This window comes from Gemmiger formicilis (genome assembly GCF_016900095.1).
GTDB classification, from domain to species: Bacteria; Bacillota; Clostridia; order Oscillospirales; family Ruminococcaceae; genus Gemmiger; species Gemmiger formicilis_A.
Map to the genome: position 1 here is coordinate 69429 of NZ_JACJJP010000006.1, position 18533 is coordinate 87961.

At 55.1% G+C, this 18533-nt stretch carries 16 protein-coding genes and 1 pseudogene; 12 read left to right on the forward strand and 5 right to left on the reverse strand.

Annotation, left to right across the window (positions count from 1 at the left end):
• Together H6B15_RS04530 and H6B15_RS15850 are read right to left on the reverse strand one after the other, a co-directional pair.
• Entirely contained in the window at positions 1–225 is a 225-nt protein-coding gene (locus tag H6B15_RS04530; protein ID WP_235899620.1) for a helix-turn-helix domain-containing protein, read from the reverse strand.
• A 181-nt stretch (positions 226–406) separates the two neighbouring features.
• Positions 407–655, reverse strand: a complete 249-nt coding sequence (locus H6B15_RS15850; RefSeq protein WP_243424278.1) for a DUF2812 domain-containing protein — start codon at positions 653–655, stop codon at positions 407–409.
• Between H6B15_RS15850 and H6B15_RS15440 the strand changes: the two genes are divergently transcribed.
• Positions 554–955, forward strand: coding sequence for a hypothetical protein (locus H6B15_RS15440; protein WP_243424286.1), 402 nt, complete (start codon positions 554–556; stop codon positions 953–955). The genes H6B15_RS15850 and H6B15_RS15440 overlap by 102 nt on opposite strands.
• 70 nt (positions 956–1025) lie before the next feature.
• Here the strand turns inward: H6B15_RS15440 and H6B15_RS04540 are convergent, their stop codons facing one another.
• Both H6B15_RS04540 and H6B15_RS04545 read right to left on the reverse strand, forming a co-directional pair.
• Positions 1026–2411, reverse strand: coding sequence for an MFS transporter (locus H6B15_RS04540; protein WP_204646558.1), 1386 nt, complete (start codon positions 2409–2411; stop codon positions 1026–1028).
• Between the two features lie 29 nt (positions 2412–2440).
• Complete coding sequence (locus H6B15_RS04545; protein ID WP_204646560.1) at positions 2441–5512, reverse strand: glycoside hydrolase family 2 TIM barrel-domain containing protein; 3072 nt, start codon at positions 5510–5512, stop codon at positions 2441–2443.
• 186 nt (positions 5513–5698) lie between these two features.
• Here H6B15_RS04545 and H6B15_RS04550 point away from each other — a divergent pair, with 186 nt between their 5' ends.
• The 11 genes and pseudogenes from H6B15_RS04550 (at position 5699) to tnpA (ending at position 17520) form a co-directional block, all read left to right on the forward strand.
• Positions 5699–6550: a helix-turn-helix domain-containing protein gene (locus H6B15_RS04550; protein WP_204646562.1), complete on the forward strand. Its 852-nt coding sequence runs from the start codon at positions 5699–5701 to the stop codon at positions 6548–6550.
• A 55-nt stretch (positions 6551–6605) separates the two neighbouring features.
• Complete coding sequence (locus H6B15_RS15445; RefSeq protein WP_243424287.1) at positions 6606–7022, forward strand: hypothetical protein; 417 nt, start codon at positions 6606–6608, stop codon at positions 7020–7022.
• Positions 6955–7524, forward strand: a complete 570-nt coding sequence (locus H6B15_RS04555; RefSeq protein WP_243424279.1) for an acyltransferase domain-containing protein — start codon at positions 6955–6957, stop codon at positions 7522–7524. Before H6B15_RS15445 ends, H6B15_RS04555 begins: the two co-directional genes overlap by 68 nt.
• A 37-nt stretch (positions 7525–7561) precedes the next feature.
• A complete protein-coding gene (locus H6B15_RS04560; RefSeq protein ID WP_204646565.1) occupies positions 7562–7735 on the forward strand; it encodes a hypothetical protein in 174 nt (57 codons plus the stop codon).
• Between the two features lie 331 nt (positions 7736–8066).
• Positions 8067–8402, forward strand: a complete 336-nt coding sequence (locus tag H6B15_RS04565; RefSeq protein WP_204646567.1) for a DUF3847 domain-containing protein — start codon at positions 8067–8069, stop codon at positions 8400–8402.
• Positions 8368–8778: pseudogene (locus H6B15_RS15765) on the forward strand (MobA/MobL family protein); the annotation flags it as partial. The gene H6B15_RS04565 and the pseudogene H6B15_RS15765, both read left to right, overlap by 35 nt.
• Before the next feature lie 66 nt (positions 8779–8844).
• A complete protein-coding gene (locus H6B15_RS04570) occupies positions 8845–10473 on the forward strand; it encodes a glycoside hydrolase family 3 N-terminal domain-containing protein (protein ID WP_345941934.1) in 1629 nt (542 codons plus the stop codon).
• 99 nt (positions 10474–10572) lie between these two features.
• Positions 10573–11286 (forward strand): LytR/AlgR family response regulator transcription factor, encoded by a 714-nt coding sequence (locus H6B15_RS04575; protein WP_204646570.1) that lies wholly within the window; start codon positions 10573–10575, stop codon positions 11284–11286.
• A 5-nt stretch (positions 11287–11291) separates the two neighbouring features.
• Entirely contained in the window at positions 11292–12563 is a 1272-nt protein-coding gene (locus tag H6B15_RS04580) for a hypothetical protein (protein WP_204646571.1), read from the forward strand.
• 256 nt (positions 12564–12819) lie between these two features.
• On the forward strand, positions 12820–16326 hold the full coding sequence (locus H6B15_RS04585; protein WP_204646572.1) for a glycoside hydrolase family 3 C-terminal domain-containing protein: 3507 nt from the start codon (positions 12820–12822) through the stop codon (positions 16324–16326).
• Positions 16327–17085: 759 nt separating this feature from the next.
• A complete protein-coding gene (gene tnpA / locus H6B15_RS04590; protein ID WP_204646574.1) occupies positions 17086–17520 on the forward strand; it encodes an IS200/IS605 family transposase in 435 nt (144 codons plus the stop codon).
• Positions 17521–17655: 135 nt separating this feature from the next.
• Here the strand turns inward: tnpA and H6B15_RS04595 are convergent, their stop codons facing one another.
• Entirely contained in the window at positions 17656–18522 is an 867-nt protein-coding gene (locus H6B15_RS04595; protein ID WP_204646575.1) for a carbohydrate ABC transporter permease, read from the reverse strand.
• Positions 18523–18533 lie beyond the last annotated feature (11 nt).

Genomic DNA, 18533 nt, shown 5'->3' on the forward strand with positions numbered 1-18533 from the left:
TTACGCCTCCTTTCTTTGGAGTTCAACTATGTCTGAAATATTGCATTGAAGGGCAATGCAAATTTTCACAATCGTATCTAAGTGAACCGATTCGTCTCGCCCCATTTTGGCAATTACTGATGAACTGAGATGAGTCATCTTCTGTAAATCTTTTTTCTTTAATTTGCGGTCAATAAGCATTTTCCAAAGTTTATTGTAAGAAAGAACCATCTTGGCCTCATCCATTTTTGCTACCTCCTGATAAATCAAAAACCACACAGTCAGTTTTCCTTCGTAGTTAGTATAATCTTTTTCCTTTTTAAACGCAATGAAATTTACACGAAAATGAATTTTAATTTTATAATTAGAATTTTTTTGTGAGTTTCTATTATAGGACTTACTAACATACTAGACCAGTTAAGCAAAGTCAATAAGTTCGTGAAAAATTGTCTGCTGATTCATTATCGGAAAATATTTCGCCATCACGCTCGGAATCCATCTCTGTTGACGGTTTACGAAAATACAGCCATCCAACACAACGACCAATATATTCCCAACCGTAATCTCTGAAAATTTGGAAATAGTTACTGGTTTCCGAATTGTTTTTATAATCCAGTCGGTACGCTACTTCCGCTGGCGTACACTTTTCGAAAATAAAGAAACAAGGGGGAATCATTTTTACCAGTTTCCAACCATTCATATGGAAAATCCAGACCATGTGCGTGCCGTAGAATACTTGGAACGGCAGCGCGACAGAGGCAAGGCGCAGTACCTTACCGATGCAATTCTATGCTGTGAAAAGGCAGAGACGAATTCTTTCCCGCGGGTAGACCGCACCTTGATTGAGCAAGTCGTGCAGGAATACTTAGAAAAGCAGAGCATGGGGCGTACCCCGAATTTGCAGAAAGATGAGCCATCTATATCTTCGCCGCCAATAGATTTAATAGCCAGTGCTTTGGCCGACTTTAGAGGGTAAAGCACTATACAGAAAAAGGGCTTCCGCCAGCAGATGCGGAAGCCTTTTTTGAGAAGGAAAATAGTGAATATCAGTTTTTCATTTCGGCACGGATTTTATCGTTGGCCTCCTCGACCTTCATGCGGGAGAGGATAAAGGTAATGATGGCGTCCAGCACAAAGGGAATTACGAGGTACATGAGTTTCAGCATATTGATGCAGGATTCCGGCTGCACAGCCAGCGCCTTATCGTAGTTGCTGAACGCCAGCAGCCAGCCGGTGATGGCGGTGCCGAGACCGCCGCCCAGCTTGACACCGAGCGAGGTGCAGGAGTACATCGTGCCGTCTACGCGCTTGTGCTTCGTCAGCCAAGTGTACTCGGAGCAGGAGGCGATAACGGCATTCATGTCGCCCTGCCACGGGCCCTGACCCAGTGCAGCAATAGCCGTGAAGAGGAGCATCATCTTGACATCGCCGGTGCCAGTATAGCCGGCCACGGCAACCAGCGCACGGGCTACGGTAGCAAGGGCATAGCTGCCGACGTTCAGTTTGTACATACCGTGCATCTTGGCAACGAGGGTCGGGGTAAAGACCAGTGCAATGATCAAAGGAATGTTGATGGCCCAAGAGAACACGCCGAACAGGTTCTTATCGCCAAGGATATGGGCGGCGTAGAAGGTACCCATACTGATCATGGCACCATAGATCTGCTGCAAAATGTAGGTGACGCAGATCATCAGGTAGTATTTGTTGGAAACCAGCAGCTTGGCAGCTTCGACAAGACTGTACTTCTCGTCTTTCTCGATTTCTGCTTTATCCGAGGTATCGACCCACTCTTCCTCCGGCAGTTCCTTGACGGAAAAAACAGAGAGCGTGTTGACAATCAGACCGATAATGGCATAGACGATAGCCACGGTGCGCCATGCTTCGGCGGTGTCGCCCAGTGCGGAGACAGCCAGCAGCGTGACGGACTGGATGGCAAGGCTGGTGGCGAATGCGAACATGAAGCGGTAGGAACCCATCTCAACGCGCTCGGCGCTGTTCTTGGTGACAAGGGCGGTCAGGGCAGAGTAGGCGATGTTGTTGGCGGTGTAGAACACGGCATTCAGCAGAGTGTAGCAGATTAAGAACCATGCGTACTTGGCAAACTCGCTCATGCCCATGGGGATGGCGAAGGTGCCGACCAGTGTGATGGCGCAGCCGATGTAGCCGTAGAGCATCCACGGGCGAGCCTTGCCCAGCTTGGAGTGCGTCTTGTCAATCATCGAGCCAAAGAAGATGTCGGTAATGCCGTCAAACAGCTTGGAAACAGCGATCAGCGTGCCGACGATGCCGGGATTCAGGCCGACGGTGTCGGTCAGGTAAATCATAACGAACGAGGAGAGGAACGCATAGACCACGTTGCCCGCAACATCGCCGGAGCCGTAACCGACCTTGTTATACCATTTTAAATAACGTCTTTCTGTGTTTTCAGACATGAGATTTTCTCCATTCTTTTGTGTAGAGGTTATGCTTTTTCAGGAATCAGACGGATGCTGAAATCGAAGGAAGCATCGTCAAGGCGGTACTGCTCCGCCAGACGCGGCCCGCAGCTGGCAGAGCCGATGCCGTTCTGTGCATAGTCAAGGCAGAGAACGGTGCTGTCACAGGGATGCAGCTCATAGTTGTGCGCCTTTTCAGTCAACTCTTCCTGCGTGTATTGCGAGGCGTTGAAGCAGAACGGCTTTGCACCGACAGCGGTAAGCTTGATGCCAGCGCCATCCAGCTGGACATAATCGCAATCATAGTGACTGCCGTTCTCCTGCGGGCGAATGTAGTCCTCGTGCTGCTGCCAGATGGTGGAACTGAAGTAGCCGTGGCTGGCAGCATGGTGCTTGTCGCAGTAGCTTTCCATCGGACCCATGCCGAAGTAACTGACGCGGGCCATTTCTTTTGGCAGGAACAGGCGCAGGCCAAAGCGCGGCAGTTCGGGGAATACCGTGTTGCGCTCAGCGTGCAGTGCCAGCGTTACTGCACCGCTGTTGGAAATCGTCCAGCAGACATCCAAATCAAGGAATTTCTGCAAGCTGATCGGTGCAATGCTGACTTTGGCGCGCAGAGTCACACTGCTGTCCGTCACCTGATATTCGGTGCGGTAGGCGTTGGTCATACAGTGGTCATAGCGGACAGCCAGCCAATCCAGCTTCAGCTTGCGGTCATTGTCTGTAGGAGCACGCCAGATGTTGAACTCCATTTCCTTGTCCAACAGGACTGAATCCTCGTACTGCATCGCGGCGAACAGACCCGTCAGCTTATTAAAGTTATAGGTGAAGTTCTTGCCGCGCAGCGTCAAATGGCGGTCCGTTTCCTGAACAGTGATTGTGCTGTTGGAAGGGGCATCACTCCACATAGCCAAGGTTTTCTGGTTGCGGCTGTCTTCGTTTTCCAGCAGGATTTCATCAAAACCCAGGAGATGACCTTCCGAACGCAAGGACAGATCTTTATCGCAATGGTAGAAGATTTTCAGGAAACACTTGCCCTTGTCGGGAATATGGATGGCCAACGGCAAGGCGTTTTCGCTGTGCGGCGGCAGGGTGAAACCGTCAGGGTAAGGGATGAAGCCATTGTTGATGACCTCGCCGTCGCAACTTACCTGATAGGTTAGTGCGGCATACTCGGTCAAATCAACAAAGTCCATGTAGTTGTGCAACGTGAGCATGCCGGATTCCCGGTCGTACTTCACAACACGCGCCGGGCGATAGACGTTCTTGAACTCCAACAGCCCGGTGTGCGGGCGGCGGTCAGGGTAAACCAGACCGTCCATGCAGAAGTTGCCGTCATGCGGCCACTCATTGTGGTCGCCGCCGTAATAATAGATGTCGCGGCCGTCTGGCATCTTCCCTTTATAAATACCGTGGTCGCACCACTCCCACAGGAAACCGCCGACCAAGCAGTCATGGCTCTGAATGAACTGGAAGTAATCCTCCAAATCGCCGGGGCCGTTGCCCATGCAGTGGCTGTACTCGCACATGATATAGGGTTTGTCCGGCTCGTTGTCCAGATATTCCTGAATGCTTTCGAGAGAAGGGTACATATTGCTGAACATATCAATGTTCGAGAAATCGTATTTACGGTTCTTGCTGCGGTACTGGGCGCTCTCGTAGTGGGTCAGGCGGCGGGGGTCAAAACTCTTTGTCCATGCCAGCGCTTCTTCGAACGTGCAGCCGTAGGCGCTCTCGTTGCCCATCGACCAGATGATGACGCAGGGACGGTTCTTGTCACGCTCCACGCAGAGGCGGGTGCGGTCTACGGTGGCCTCGGTGAACTCCGGGTTGTCTGCGATGGGCTTGTTCCAGTTTTCAACGTGGTTGGGCCAGCTTTCGTTGCCCTCGCAATAGTATTCGGATGTGCCGTGGCTCTCGTTGTCGGCTTCATCAATAACAAAGAAGCCGTACTGGTCGCAGAGCTGATAGAAGTAAGGCACATCCGGGTAATGGCTGGTGCGGATGGCATTAAAGCTGTGCTTTTTAATCATGAGCAGGTCTTTTTTCGTCTGCTCAAAGCCAACGGCATAGCCGGTAATAGGGTCGGATTCGTGGCGGTTTACACCGTGGAACTTGATGGACTGGCCGTTGACATAAATCTGATTGTTGGCAACGTGAACCTCGCGGATGCCCACACGATCCGTAATGGTCTCGCAGGGGGTGTCCAACACAAGGGTATATAAGTAGGGCTGTTCTGCATTCCAGAGTGTCGGGTCAACAACGGTGATTTCTGCATGATAGGGGAATGCCGCATCATCCGGTGCTTCCACGGGCGTTACGCTGCCGACTATTGTGCCGGCTGCATCGTAGAGGGTGATGCGGGTGGCAACAGCGGAATCGTAGTAACGCAGGCGGACAGCAACCCCTGCGGTGCTACCGTGGATGTCGGTGGTGATGAAATAGTCCTCGATGCACTGCTCCGGGCGGTGCAGCAGGTAGACATCACGGAAAATGCCGTTCATGCGGAACATATCCTGATCTTCCATGTAACTGCCATCGCACCATTTCAGCACGAGGACCGCCAGATGGTTGGTGCCGTCCTGCAAAAACTTCGTTACATCGAACTCGCTTGTGGAATGGGCGACCTGACTGTACCCGACAAACTGACCGTTGAGCCAGACATAGAAGCAGGAGGCAACGCCCTCGAAGTTCAGAAATGCACGCGGGGCGCTGGCATCTTTTTGGTAAGTGAAGTCGTAGAGGTAAGCGCCGCAGGGGTTCTCTTTAGGAACATACGGTGGATCAGCGGGGAACGGATAGCGGATGTTGGTGTACTGGTGGTGGTCGTAGCCGTGGTTCTGCCACACGCTGGGGACCGGGATGCTGTCAAAAGCGGAGGCATCATAGCCGACCTCATAGAAAGCATCCTGCAAGTCATAAATACTGGCGTAGTACCGAAATTTCCAGCTTCCGTTCAAAAGCTGGAAGCGATCCGAGGTCTCGCGGTGCTCGACTAAAGTATCGCTGCGCTGGGATGCCGGAATGTAATAGGCACGATTCGGCATGGTACCCACATGCAGTGTGTGCGGGTCCTCGTAATAGTGCGGAATAATCATCCATTCTCCTCCTGTGATTTATACAGTTCTGATTGCGTTTCGTCTGAAATTATTATACAATTTCTATATACAATAAAATATAAACGCTATTGCACTAAATATGCACAAAATCAACGGCTTTTTGTAAAGTGAAGGTAAAATGGACGAAGCACATCGCAATATTCACAAAAACAGGAGGAGATTTTTGTGTACATTAACTCTGGATATCTGAACAATTCCCGTACAGATTTCAAAGACAACTCCACGCCGTTGGTAGTGGGCAGCTGCGGCACCTACCGGCTGAAAACGCGCCCTAAACTTCCGACCTGCTGGCAGAAAGGGCGCAGGGATTACCAGATTTTATATGTAGCAAACGGCAAGACACATTTCTGGTTTGACGGCAAGGAAGAAATCGTCAGCGCGGGTCATATGGTGCTTTACAAGCCGGACGAAATCCAAAAATATGTATATTATCTGGAGGATAACCCGGAAGTTTTCTGGATTCACTTCACAGGCAGTGATGTAAAGAACATTCTGGCGTATCACGGCATCTCGCTGGATGAGCATGTGTTCTACTGCGGTGTGCTGCCAGATTACAAGGCGCTGTTCCGCAAAATCATTCAGGAGTTGCAGCTGTGCCGCTATGGGTACGAGGACTATATTGCATCGCTGTTCAACGATATTCTGCTGTTGGTGGATCGCCAGCAGCATGAACAGAAAAAAGCCACCGGCAACGTCCAAGAACAAATTGAACGTGCGGCGGCTTACTTCAACGAAAACTATAACACAAAAATCAGCATAGATGATTATGCAGAATCCCTGCACATCAGCACCAACTGGTTTATACACAATTTCAAACAGTACGCAGGTATGTCCCCAGCCCAGTATATCCTCTCCCTGCGCATGGTCAACGCCCAAAACCTGCTGGAGCGGACAACCTACAACATCAAGGAAATTTCCGAAATCGTAGGGTATGAGAACCCGCTGTATTTCAGCAGGGTGTTTAAGAAGGAGATAGGGAAGTCACCGGCGCAGTATAGGAAACTCCAATCAGGATAAGGCAGATTATATCCTTGCAAGTTTTAGATGTGTATTAATGTACAGGAGGACAATAATGGGTTTTGAAATTTGCAATTTTTCGGACTTAAAAGAAGGAAATGCCATATTCGAAAAGATGCGAAAATCGATTGATTTAAAACGGCTAGTGCCTGTTTTGGGATCGGGTTTTTCGTATAACTTCCATACGAATGATGGTCGTGTGCCGTCTGTAGATGACCTTAAAAGTGAAATGGTTCGCCTTCTCAAAGAATGTGAAGAATATGAATGTACAAGCGAGGAAGAACTCCGTGCGGCAGAACTATCTGAATTGGCAGACACCCTTTTGCCGATACTCGAGAAATGTGCAGATACTGAAAGAACTCGGGGAATCTGTCGCCCCCAATCAGCTTGCGCTGGCGCTGTTCATGCAGTATGGTGCTCAACAGGCGCCGCGGTGGTTGGAGCAGGGGCTGCCCGAAATGGTTTGTTATGATACATTGCGGGATATCGCCATTTGGTGCCGGGAGTGTGTAAGGCTTACTGGGCAGGCCGGTGTTATCCAATGGGAATGGGTGCTTCACTCGCTTAAAAGGCGCGTGTATCGCCTGGGACGGCTGCAATATCAGCCGCGGGTTCTCAAAGAACCAGTTTTTGTGGGAGAAAGGATATATCCTGGCGGGACTATGATCCTGGAAGTTCATATCCCGGCAGATGGAAGGCTGGAACAAATGCTTTCCCCCTACATACTGGCAGCTAGCCTATTATCGGTGGCTGAGAGTTGGAACATGCTTGAACAACCCATGACCTTTTTGCAGACAGATAGCCAGTTGGTATTGTCAACTTACTTTCTGCAACAAATAGGTGCCGACCCAAGCATAACAGCTATACAAGCACTATTATCTGTGTTTCCGTTGCTACTGGTTTTTGCTTTTGCAGTTGCAAAGCTGCATAACCCAAATTCAATTGTTTTCCGCTGGGAGTGTTGCAAATCCTAAAAATGATGATGAAGGAGGAATCTACATAGAGAGGGCTTTGAAACTTATCGAATCTGAAATGAAAGAAGCTGCCCTCCGCATGGATGATGCACTCTTTGTAGAATATTGGGGTGAAAGTGTTCCTCCAGAAAAGAGAATTAAACGGTGGCTTGAAAAGGCAGATGAGCTTGCGACGGAATGGGTTCCTTCAAAAAGCTTGTTTCTTGAGTAGCAAAAATCCCTTAGAACTCTAAGGGCGCACTTCTATACTCTCCTGCCGGAAGTATTCGTGCGTCCTGCGGAGCTGCATTCTCTGTCAGCAGGAAAGCCAGCAGACCGAGAATGTTCCGTCACTTCGTTCCGACAAGGTGGCTACACCCCCTTGCGCCGCTTATGCGGCTATCCCCTGTGTACTTGCCGTCCGCAAACAGCATAAAATGCTGTTCGCCGCCAGCAAGTTTTGTAAAAACTGAATACCGAAAAACTGACCGTTGATCTACACTGCCGTGTGAGAAATCAGCGGTCTTTTTTTATCCCCATTTTCAGAAAAGGAGGTCATTTTTATGCCAGAGAAGAAAACACTCGACCAGCTCCGTTTGGAGAAAGAACGGGCAGAACTCAGGCTTGCTCAAGAGCAGCGCAGGCTGACCCGTCTGGAAAACCGCAAGCAGTATTATGAGAAAGGCGAACGGGCGAAGCGAACCCATGAGCTGTGCAACATCGGCGGTACGGTGGAGAGCCTTGCCCCGGTGTTCAAAGGACTGCCCAAGCAGGAAATGTATGAGCTGTTGGAAACGGTCTTTTCTCTGCCGGAGGTACAGCACACGCTCCGCAGTTTTGCCAGCAGAAAGGAGGACGCAGGACATGGCTCTGTTCCACTTCACAGCCGACCAGATTAAACGCAGTGAGGGGCAATCCGTTGTGGCTTCCGCCGCTTACCGTTCCGGCGAAAAGCTCTACAGCGACTACTATGGAGAGGACAGCGACTACACCAGAAAGAAAGGCGTGATCTGTTCCGAAATTCTCCTGCCGTCCCATACACCGAGGGAGTTTGCCGACCGGGAAACCCTCTGGAACGCTGTAGAACACGCCGAGCATGGGAAGAAAGCCCAGCTTGCATACAGCTTTGAAATTTCATTGCAGAATGAGTTTTCCCTTGAGGAAAATATCGCTCTGGCAAGGAAATTTTTGTTGGACAACTTTGTGAGCCGGGGCATGACGGTTGATGTGGCATTTCACGAGAAAGAGACCGAGGAAGGCGGCACACCTATCCCTTCCGGCGATACCTTCAGCTATCTGGACGGCAACCTGGAAGATGAATATTACCGGGAAGGCATCTATATGGGGTACCGGTATTTCGATACCTTTGCCAAAGAGGTGCGGTATCCCTTCGGCTTCGGTTTGTCCTACACGGAGTTTGCCCTCCGCTCCGGGACCCCGGTGCAGAAGGGTGCCTGGGTGGAACTGCCTGTGACCGTCACCAACACCGGCAAGGTTTCCGGCCGGGAGGTGGTGCAGGCCTATGTCAGCGCGCCCCGGGGCAGCTTTGCCAAGGAAGCCCAGCGCCTGGCCACTTTTGCCAAAACCCCGGAACTGGCCCCCGGCGCCGTCTGCGAGGTGACCCTCCGGGTACGGCTGGAGGACTGCGCCTCCTACGACACGGCCGCATCCCGCTGGGTGCTGGAAGAGGGGGACTACCTGCTGCGGGTGGGCCGCCACAGCCGGGACCTGACCGCCGCGGCGGTGCTGCGCATGTCCCGGACCCAGGTGCTGATGCAGTGCCAGCCTTGCTGCACCCCGCCTGCTGAACTGGAAGAGCTGGCCCCGCCCGAAACGCTTCCCGCTTTTGCCGCCGACGGCGCGCCGGTGGTGGAGATCGAAACCGGATGCCTGTCCGCCCGCACGGTGGTGTACGGTGACCCGGAGGTGGAGGAATCCCCCCTGGTGCGCCGGACGCTGGACCGGCTCACCCCCGCCCAGCAGGCGGAACTGCTGCGGGGCGGCGAACTGCAGCGGGTCCCGGCGGGTACCCATGAGATCCACGGCGCCGGGGGCAAGACCTCCACCGCCCTGCTGCAGGAAGGAATCCCCAACCTGGTCATGGCCGACGGCCCGGCGGGTGTGAACATCGTCAACCGCGTCTGCATCACCCCGGACGGCACCCCCAAAGCGGTGGATATCCCGGAACGGTACAACTGGGGCGCCCTGGCCGCCAGCCTGAAAGCCCGGATGTGCAAGGATGACGGTTCCGACGGTGTGGTGGTGCACCGCTACGCCACGGCCTGGCCGGTGGAACTGCTGCTGGCCCAGACCTGGGACGTGGACCTGCTGCGGGCCGTGGGCGACGCAGTGGGCACCGAGATGGAGAAATTCGGCGTCAGCGTGTGGCTGGCCCCGGGCATGAACCTACACCGCAACCCCCTGGGCGGCCGCTGCTTTGAGTATTACAGCGAAGATCCCTTCCTGACCGGCACTCTGGCCGCCGCCCTGGTGGGCGGTGTGCAGAGCCATCCCGGCTGTGCGGCCTGCGTCAAGCATTTCTGCTGCAACGACTCGGAGGATAACCGCAACGGCATCAGCGCCAACGTGTCCGAACGGGCCTTGCGGGAACTGTACCTCAAGGGCTTCGAGATCGTGGTGCGGGATGCCGCACCCAGGACCCTCATGAGCAGCTACAACCGCATCAACCGGGTGTATACGGCCAACAACCACGACCTGCTCACCCATATCCCGCGGTGCGAGTGGGGCTTTGCGGGCCTTGTGATGACCGACTGGAACAGCTGCAACGAGCGGGCCGGAAACCCGGAAGACTGTGCTCCCGCGGGCAATGACCTGGTCATGCCCGGCAGCGCCTACGACCTTGCACAGATTCTGCAGGCCATTGAAACCGGCAGCCTCCCGGCCAAAACCCTGCGGCGCAGCGCCGCCCGGGTGCTGGCCTTGCTGGAATACAGCGGACGGCTGAAATAAGCGGAGGAACTGCGGACTTGTTCTTGCCTTTGGCTTTGGATATCTGATATGATGTCAGATATAGGTGTGATTCAAACGAAGGAAAGAAGAGGTCTTGGAATGGTTTGTGTTGCGGTGGTAGAGGATGAGGCGGTAAACCGCAATCAGCTGGGAGAGTACATACAGCGCTATGAAAACGAGACCGGGGAATCCTTCTCGGTGCAGTTCTTTCCCAGCGGGGAAGCCCTGCTGGCAGACTACGACGGCCGGTTTGACCTGATCCTGATGGACATTGAGATGCCCGGCGCAGACGGCATGCAGACCGCCCGCCGTCTGCGGCAGGTGGACGAACAGGTGGTGCTGGTGTTTATCACCAACATGGCCCAGTACGCCATCCAGGGATATGCGGTGCAGGCGCTGGATTACATCCTCAAACCCTTGTCGTATCTCTCCTTCAAAATGCGGTTTGCCCGGGCGCTGGGGCGGATCGACCGGCAGAAAGACGCTCAGATCCTTCTGGATTGTCACGGCCGCCAGATCCGTTTACCGGTGCGCAGCATCTTCTATGTGGAAGTACAGCAGAAGCAGCTTTGCTACCATACCGAGCAGGGCGAATATGCGCTGCGGGGAACGCTGAAAAGCGCGGAGGAAGCACTGACGGCCTTTCCTTTTGCAAAAGGAAACCACTGGTACCTCGTGAATCTGGCCCAGGTCACCGAAATCGGCGCCAAAAGCCTTTGGGTGGGCGGCACCGAACTGCCGGTGAGCCGGGGATGCCGCCAGGAATTGCTGGCGGCCTTCAGCCGCTATATCGGGGGGACCGCAAAGGGATGAGCCTTATGGATTTTTTGCCGGACGGCCGGTATTATGTCAGCCTGTGGATGGTCTTGCAGGTCCTGGTATTCGGGTGGTGCCTGCCCCGCAGGCCCCGGTTCTTTCTGCGGATGCTCCCGGCGGTGGTTCTTCTGTTTCTGGCAGGGCGGCAGCTGCTGCTGGTACAGTCGTATGTGCTCAGTGTGCCGCTGGTGATCCGGGCGGTGATGGGGCTGGCCTCGGCGGTGATGCTCCTGTGGATCAGCACCGCCGCCCCGGCCCGGGCACTGTATGGGGCGATCTGGGCCATGATGACTCAGCAGACCCTCCAGAATGCCAGCAGCGTATTGCTGAATGACCTGCTGGGGCGGGAGATTCTTCCCCATTACGGGCTCTACCTGCTTGTCTGGATGGCGGTGACGCTGCCGCTGACATGGTGGTTTCTGGCGCGTCCTTTGTTCAGCGGCAGTTACCAGATAGGACGCCGTCATCTGGCGGTGGCCGGGGTCCTGTTTGCGGAATTTGAGCTGGTACAGGGCGTGCCGGATATCAAGATCGGCATTGAGGGGAGCCCCGGCCTGGGGCAGAATTATCAGTTTGTGCTGATGAACGGCATCTGCCTACTGGTGGCGCTGTATCTGGTGCACACCCTGTTTGTCAAGCGGCAGGCCGAGGCGGAACTGGCGGTGGCCAACGCCCTGCGCCGCAGCCAGGAAGAGCGGTACGAGACCGCAAAGCGGAATGTGGCGCTGATCAACCGCCGCTGCCATGAACTGAAGGTCCAGCTGGCAGACCTGCAGCGGGCCCGTACTTTCGGGGAACAGCAGCAGTGCCTGGACCGCCTGAGCGAGGCGGTGGAAATCTATGACAGCAGCCTGACCACCGGCCATGATGTGCTGGATATGATCCTGGCGGAACAAAGCCTGTATTGCCGGGAACAGGGGATAGAGGTCCACTGTGTGGCCGACGGTGCACAGCTTCAGTTCATGGAAGATTCCGACCTGTATGTGCTGTGTACCGGCATTTTGCAGCAGACCATCGCGCATATTCAAAACCAGCCTGATTCCGGGCAGCGGGAACTGGACCTGCAGGTCTACCGCCGCCAGGGTGTCGTGGTTCTGGAAGCCGCTGCTGCCTTGTCCGGCGCAGGCCCGCAGCCGGTGCAGGCTCTGTCAGAAGGTATTCTGGATATCCTGCACAAATATGGCGCCGAACTGTTTTCCACCAAAGAGCACGGCTGTGCCGTTGTGCGCTGCCTGTTCCCGATGCTGGAAACAGCCAATAAAACCGAATCATAACGAAGCCGCGTATCGGAAACCGCTCTCCGATATGCGGCTTTTCTGTTGGCGCATATGTACAAATGCAGGGTGTGAAAATTGTGCGCTTTAACGGTGCCAAAATCCAACCAGGGCGGAAAAGCGACCAACCGGGCCAAACCCATTGTACCCGGGGTACGGGGCGGCTATACTCGTTGCCAGAAAAGAATCTTTCGGGAAAGGAGGACCGGAAATACAGCCGCTGTGTTGGCTTTTGGCAAAAAAGAGGAGGTAACAAGTGAAAGAGTTGTTCAAAGACCGGGCGGTCAGGCTTACCGCTCTGGGAGCTGCACTCTCCCTGGTGGGGATGATCGCATACGTTCTGCTGTACGGCATGGTGCAGCGCAGCATGGACAGCATGTCCTGGCAGGCGGTATGGGCCGTGGGAATCGGCCTGGTACTGGCTGTAGTGTTGTTTGCCATCAAAAAGGCTCGTTGGGGCGCGCCGGTTCTGGCCGCAGCCCAGCTTATCTCGTTCCTGTTTTATATTTACGGCATGTATCCTTACATTTCCGCGGCCTTTGTGGGCATCGACTCCACCTGGGAAGTGGATTTCTTTATCACCCTGATCCTTTACCTGGCCGGTCTGGTGGTCAACATCGCGGCGGCCTTTGCCGCGGTGGGCACCGTTTCCCGCCTGTGCAAACCGATGGCTCTGGTCATGGCGGTGCTGTGCGGCGTGAGCGTGACGGGCGGTGTGATCGCCGGGGAGAACGCTCCCCAGATCAACGGTGTGCTGAACACCCCGCCGTTCCGCACCATCGACACCGGCGACGGCACCGAGGACACCGAGTATTTCAAGTCCCGATTCAACAGTCTGGAAGAGCTCATCGCTGCCGGGCGGGTACTGGGCGAGCAGGCCATGGCCGAAGGCGCCGTGCTGCTGAAGAATGACAACAACGCCCTGCCCCTGACCGAAGGGGAACGCAAGGTCAGCCTGTTCGGCATTGGCAGTGTGGACCCGGTCTACGGCGGCACCGGTTCCGGTTCGGTGGATGCTTCCACTGCGCCCACCTTCAAGGCGGCGCTGGAAAGAAACGGCAACTTTACCGTCAACGAGACCCTGTGGAACTGGTATTCTGCTGAAGAGCAGGCCGGTTACAAGCGTGTGATGGGCGAGACCGGCCCCGGCGTTACCGGCGTGAAGGTCATCGGCGAAGCCCCCTGGAGTGAGGTGGAAGCCGCCAACGGCGCCAGCTTTGCCCAGTACGGAGATGCCGCCATTGTGGTACTTTCCCGCGTGGGCGGCGAAGGCAGCGACATGCCCCGGGGCGACCGTTCCCTGAGCACCCTGGACGATGCCGACGGTTCGGCGGGGGATTCCACCGACGGTGATTACCTCAAGCTCTCTCCCAAGGAGAAGGAACTGCTGGCGGGCGTCAAGGCCCAGAAGGATGCCGGTGCTTTCAAGAAGATCGTGGTCATCCTGAACTTCGCCAACCAGGTGGAAGCGGATTTCCTCAGCGACCCGGCTTACGGCATTGACGCGGCCCTGTGGATCGGCACCCCCGGCCAGACCGGCCTGTATGCGGTGTCCGAGATTCTGGCCGGCAACGTGAACCCTTCCGGACGTCTAAGCACCACCTTCTGGCGCACCCATGACCAGAACCCCAGCCTGGCCAACTTCGGCACCACCGTCTATGAAGGCGCCCCCGACGCCGTCAACTCCGACGGTTCTCCCCAGCAGGACAAATACTACGTGGTCTACCAGGAAGGTATTTACCTGGGCTACCGCTACACCGAAAGCCGGTACGAAGATTTTGTCATGGGTACCCCCAATACCGGGGATTATAACTACACCCAGACCGTTTCCTATCCCTTCGGTTACGGCTTGTCCTATACCAGCTTTGACTATTCCGGTTTCCAGGTCACCAAGGACACCTCCGGGGAGGAAGCTGTCTATACGGTGAATGTGACGGTGACCAACACCGGCAGCACCGCAGGCAAGGAGACCGTCCAGATCTATCTGCAGAAACCCTACGGCGATTACAACAAGCAGTATGATGTGGAAGCGGCTTCGGCGGAACTGGTGGCCTTTGACAAGACCGGCCTGCTGCAGCCCGGCCAGAGCGAGACGCTCACCATCACGGTGGACGAACGGCAGTTCGCCTCTTACGATGCCTACAACGCGGGCACCTATGTGATCACCGAAGGCAACTACTACCTGACGGCGGCCCAAAATGCCCACGATGCCGTCAACAACTTCCTGGCCAAGAAGGGCTACACGGTGGAAAACACCGCCAACCGCATGGATGCCGAGGGCAACAGCGCCCTGGTCACCGACGCCCTGACCTACGCCCTGGATGCCGAGACCTACTCCACCTCTCCGGCCACCGGTGTGGAGATCTCCAACCAGTTCAGCTATGCGGACTTCAACCTCTACGAAAACCGGGGCGAGGACAGCGTTACCTATATGACCCGCCAGGACTGGGCGGGAACTACCCCCCAGAACTGGGATGACGGCGTGGTGCTGCACTGGAGTGAGCAGATCGCCGCCGACCAGGACAAGTACGGCCGCCAGGGCGAGACCAAGGTGCCCGAGGTGGAAGGGGAGTACCCCGCCTATGAGACCTACGCCAACGGCGAGGATGATATCATCAGCCTGATCGACCTGCGGGTGGACGAAAACGGGGAAGTCATTCCCTATGATGACCCCCGCTGGGATGCGTTGCTGGATCAGCTGTCCTGGGATGACTGCGTGGACCTGGTCACCTTCGGCATGCGCCGCACCGCCCAGATTCCGGCCATCAACAAGCCCGAAACGCTGGACCACAACGGTCCTTCCGGCCTGACCGAATCCTATTCCGCCAACAGCCGGGGCCTGGCTTCGGACACCAATGACCCGCTGAAGGAATCCAAGGCCATGTGCTACCCCTGCGGCGGCATCCTGTCCGCTACCTTCAATGTGGATCTGCTGTACAACATCGGCGACCTTATCGGCGAGGACGCCCTCTGGGCCGGTTACAACGGCCTGTACGGTCCTGGCTCCAACATCCAGCGCACCCCCTATTCCGGCCGTAACTTCGAGTATTATTCCGAGGACGGCTACCTCAGCGGCATGATCTGCGCCTATGAGACCGCCGCCATGGAAGGCCACGGCCTGTATGTGTACAACAAGCACATCGGCCTCAACGACCAGGAGGACCTGCGCCGTGGTATCTGCACCTGGGCCAACGAGCAGAGCATCCGCGAGATCTATATGCGGGCTTTCGAACTGCCCATCATCATCGACGGCACCGAATACACCACCGAAAGCGGGGAGACCGTCACCCTGAAGGGTGCCAGCGGCGTGATGCTGGCCTTCAACCGGATGGGCCTGCACTGGAGCGGCATGCAGAAGGGCATGTGCACCAACTTCCTGCGGGAAGAATGTGGCATGACCGGCATTGTGGTCACCGATATGTGGTACGGCACGGCTTCCACCTACATGAACCTGCCCCAGATGCTGCTGGCGGGGGCTAACCTCATCGACGGTATGATGGAGCCTGAACACCTGGCGGCCTGCGCCCCCGGCAAGAACCATGCGGATGTGGCCTGGGCCTTGCGGGAATCCATGCATCGCATCCTGTACACGGTGGTGCACTCCAATGCCATGAATGGAATCTCGGTCAACACCAGCATCGAGCATGTGACCCCCTGGTGGCAAACGGCGCTTCTGTTGGCACAGATACTTTCCGGGCTGGGTCTGGCAGCTTCCTTGGCATGGTGCGCCCTCTCCGCCAAAAAGAAAAAGCAGCAAGGGTAAGCCTGCTGCGGTACCGTGTAAACTGTTCTTTTGCCAGTGCCCGGCGGGGCACGATCAAAGGGGTATCCTTCGGGTGATGCAGTAAATGCATCTGCACCGGGGAACATATATTTCCTCTCTTCAAATAAATGGCAGAGTCTTCCGTCACCTTTTTGTGATAGGGGGCTCTGCCATTTATCTTTCTGTATAGAAATCGCTTTCCCATCAATAGCAAGTGGAAAATTGCAGATGGTAGGTTGCAGTGATGACTCATCTTTGTGTAGTGTGATGATCTGTGAGGGGAAAGAAGCTGTCCTCTTAGTATTAGTCGTTTGGGAGAGCAACTGACTCTTAATCAGTGGGTCCTGGGTTCGAGTCCCCGATGGCGCACCAAAAAGAAGCCTTGCTGGAAAGCAGGGCTTTTTTCTTTTGTTCAGCCTTCGGGAAAGCAGTACCCGGTGCGCCATCGGGGACGAGAACAGCTCGGGCCCGCCGTCTTGCGTACCGGCGGGCAAAAACGGTCCAGTGGACCGTTTTTAGAGCGCGGGTCCCTGTGGTGCCTGATTGGCTGGAAAGGGGGCTGGGGCCTTCCGCTGATGGCGCACCAAAGACAGCCTTGCACAGTGTGCGGGGCTGTTTTTTTGTATAACGAAAACCACTCGCTAGGCGAGTGGTTCCAAAGAAGACTATAGTCGATACTGCAGAAAGAAAAACTCCCTTTGCTATAATGGAAGTGCGGTCTGCCAACTGCACAAGCCAAGCAAAGGGAGGTCATTCGGAGTGAACGACGTAAATAGTTTATCGCACACAAGCTGGAATTGCAAATATCACATAGTATTTGCGCCGAAATATTGGCGCAAAGTGTTTTATGGGCAGAAGCGTAGAGAAGTAGGAGAAATCCTGCGAACACTGTGTAACTGGAAGAAAGTGAAAATTATAGAGGCAGAAGTATGCCCAGGCCACATACACATGCTCGTAGAGATACCTCCCAAATACTCGGTATCCAGTTTCATGGGATACCTGAAAGAGAAAAGCAGCCTGATGATATACGAGAAGTACCCGGAATTGAAGTATAAATACCGCAACCGGGAGTTCTGGTGCAGAGGGTACTATGTAGACACAGCAGGCAAAAATGCAAAGAAAATAGAGGAATACATACGGCGCCAGCTGGAAGAAGACAAAGCCGGTGAACAGCTAACGATGGGAAACATCTAAAAAGCCTGTTTACGGGCGGCAGGGAACAGCCCTTCGCGGCTGACAGACCGTACCAACGCGACGTGACATGTGCGCTAGTATTCCAGGGTTTTACTCGTCTATGCCCCCGGCTTTGCCGGGGGATATTTTCACCGCTTATCCCTTCACGGCACCGGAGGTCATGCCCTTCATGAAATACTTGCTGGCAAACAGGTACACAATGAGGATGGGCAGGATGGAGATGGTGGAGCCGGCGAACATGATGTTCCAGGCGGCGGCGCCGTCCCCGGCGTTTTTCAGCATGGTGACGCCCACCGTCAACGGGCGCATGCCGTCGTTGGAAATGGTGAACACCAAAGGCAGGATGTATTCGTTCCAGCCCTGGCGGAAGGACAGCAGGCCGATGGTGGCCAGCACCGGCTTGAGTAGGGGCAGGGCGATGCGCCAGTAGATGCCGAAGAAGGAACACCCGTCGATCTTGGCGGCCTCGTCGATCTCTCTGGGGATGCTGGCCATGTAGCCCCGCACCAGAAAGATGTTGGTTGCCTGGGACATACCGGCGGAGATGAGCACCACCGTGAACAGGGAGGTGTTCATGTGAAGAGCCACCGACAGTTCAAACAAGGGGCGCAGGGCCACGCTGCCCACGTTCACGAACATGAAGGCGATGAACAGCCCGTACAGCACCTCCTTGCCCCGGAACTTCTTGCGGTCAAAGACATACCCGGCCATGCTGCAGACCACCAGGGTGATGACCATGACCCCCAGACTGATGAACAGGCTGTTCTGGGTGTAGGCGGCAAAATTGGCCTGGCGCCACGCCTGGATGTAGTTCTGGATCACGTAATGGCTGGGGATGGGATTGGCGCCGCCGCGCAGCAGCTCGCTGTTTTCCTTGAAGGAGCCCAGCACAATGTAGACAATGGGGTACAGCACCAGCACCGCCACAAAGACCAGGAACAAAAAGATGATGCCCCGCACAAACCGCTGGGTTCTTGAGTAAACTGCCCTTGTTTCTTCCATGGGGAAACCTC

What these genes read in the sequence shown, in the direction of transcription:
- H6B15_RS04530 (WP_235899620.1), bottom strand. Translation starts at nt 225, where the DNA reads ATGGATGAGGCCAAGATGGTTCTTTCTTACAATAAACTTTGGAAAATG.
- H6B15_RS15850 (WP_243424278.1), bottom strand. Translation starts at nt 655, where the DNA reads ATGATTCCCCCTTGTTTCTTTATTTTCGAAAAGTGTACGCCAGCGGAA.
- H6B15_RS04540 (WP_204646558.1), bottom strand. Translation starts at nt 2,411, where the DNA reads ATGTCTGAAAACACAGAAAGACGTTATTTAAAATGGTATAACAAGGTC.
- H6B15_RS04545 (WP_204646560.1), bottom strand. Translation starts at nt 5,512, where the DNA reads ATGATTATTCCGCACTATTACGAGGACCCGCACACACTGCATGTGGGT.
- H6B15_RS15445 (WP_243424287.1), top strand. Translation starts at nt 6,606, where the DNA reads ATGGGTTTTGAAATTTGCAATTTTTCGGACTTAAAAGAAGGAAATGCC.
- H6B15_RS04555 (WP_243424279.1), top strand. Translation starts at nt 6,955, where the DNA reads ATGCAGTATGGTGCTCAACAGGCGCCGCGGTGGTTGGAGCAGGGGCTG.
- H6B15_RS04565 (WP_204646567.1), top strand. Translation starts at nt 8,067, where the DNA reads ATGCCAGAGAAGAAAACACTCGACCAGCTCCGTTTGGAGAAAGAACGG.
- H6B15_RS04570 (WP_345941934.1), top strand. Translation starts at nt 8,845, where the DNA reads ATGGGGTACCGGTATTTCGATACCTTTGCCAAAGAGGTGCGGTATCCC.
- H6B15_RS04575 (WP_204646570.1), top strand. Translation starts at nt 10,573, where the DNA reads ATGGTTTGTGTTGCGGTGGTAGAGGATGAGGCGGTAAACCGCAATCAG.
- H6B15_RS04580 (WP_204646571.1), top strand. Translation starts at nt 11,292, where the DNA reads ATGGATTTTTTGCCGGACGGCCGGTATTATGTCAGCCTGTGGATGGTC.
- H6B15_RS04595 (WP_204646575.1), bottom strand. Translation starts at nt 18,522, where the DNA reads ATGGAAGAAACAAGGGCAGTTTACTCAAGAACCCAGCGGTTTGTGCGG.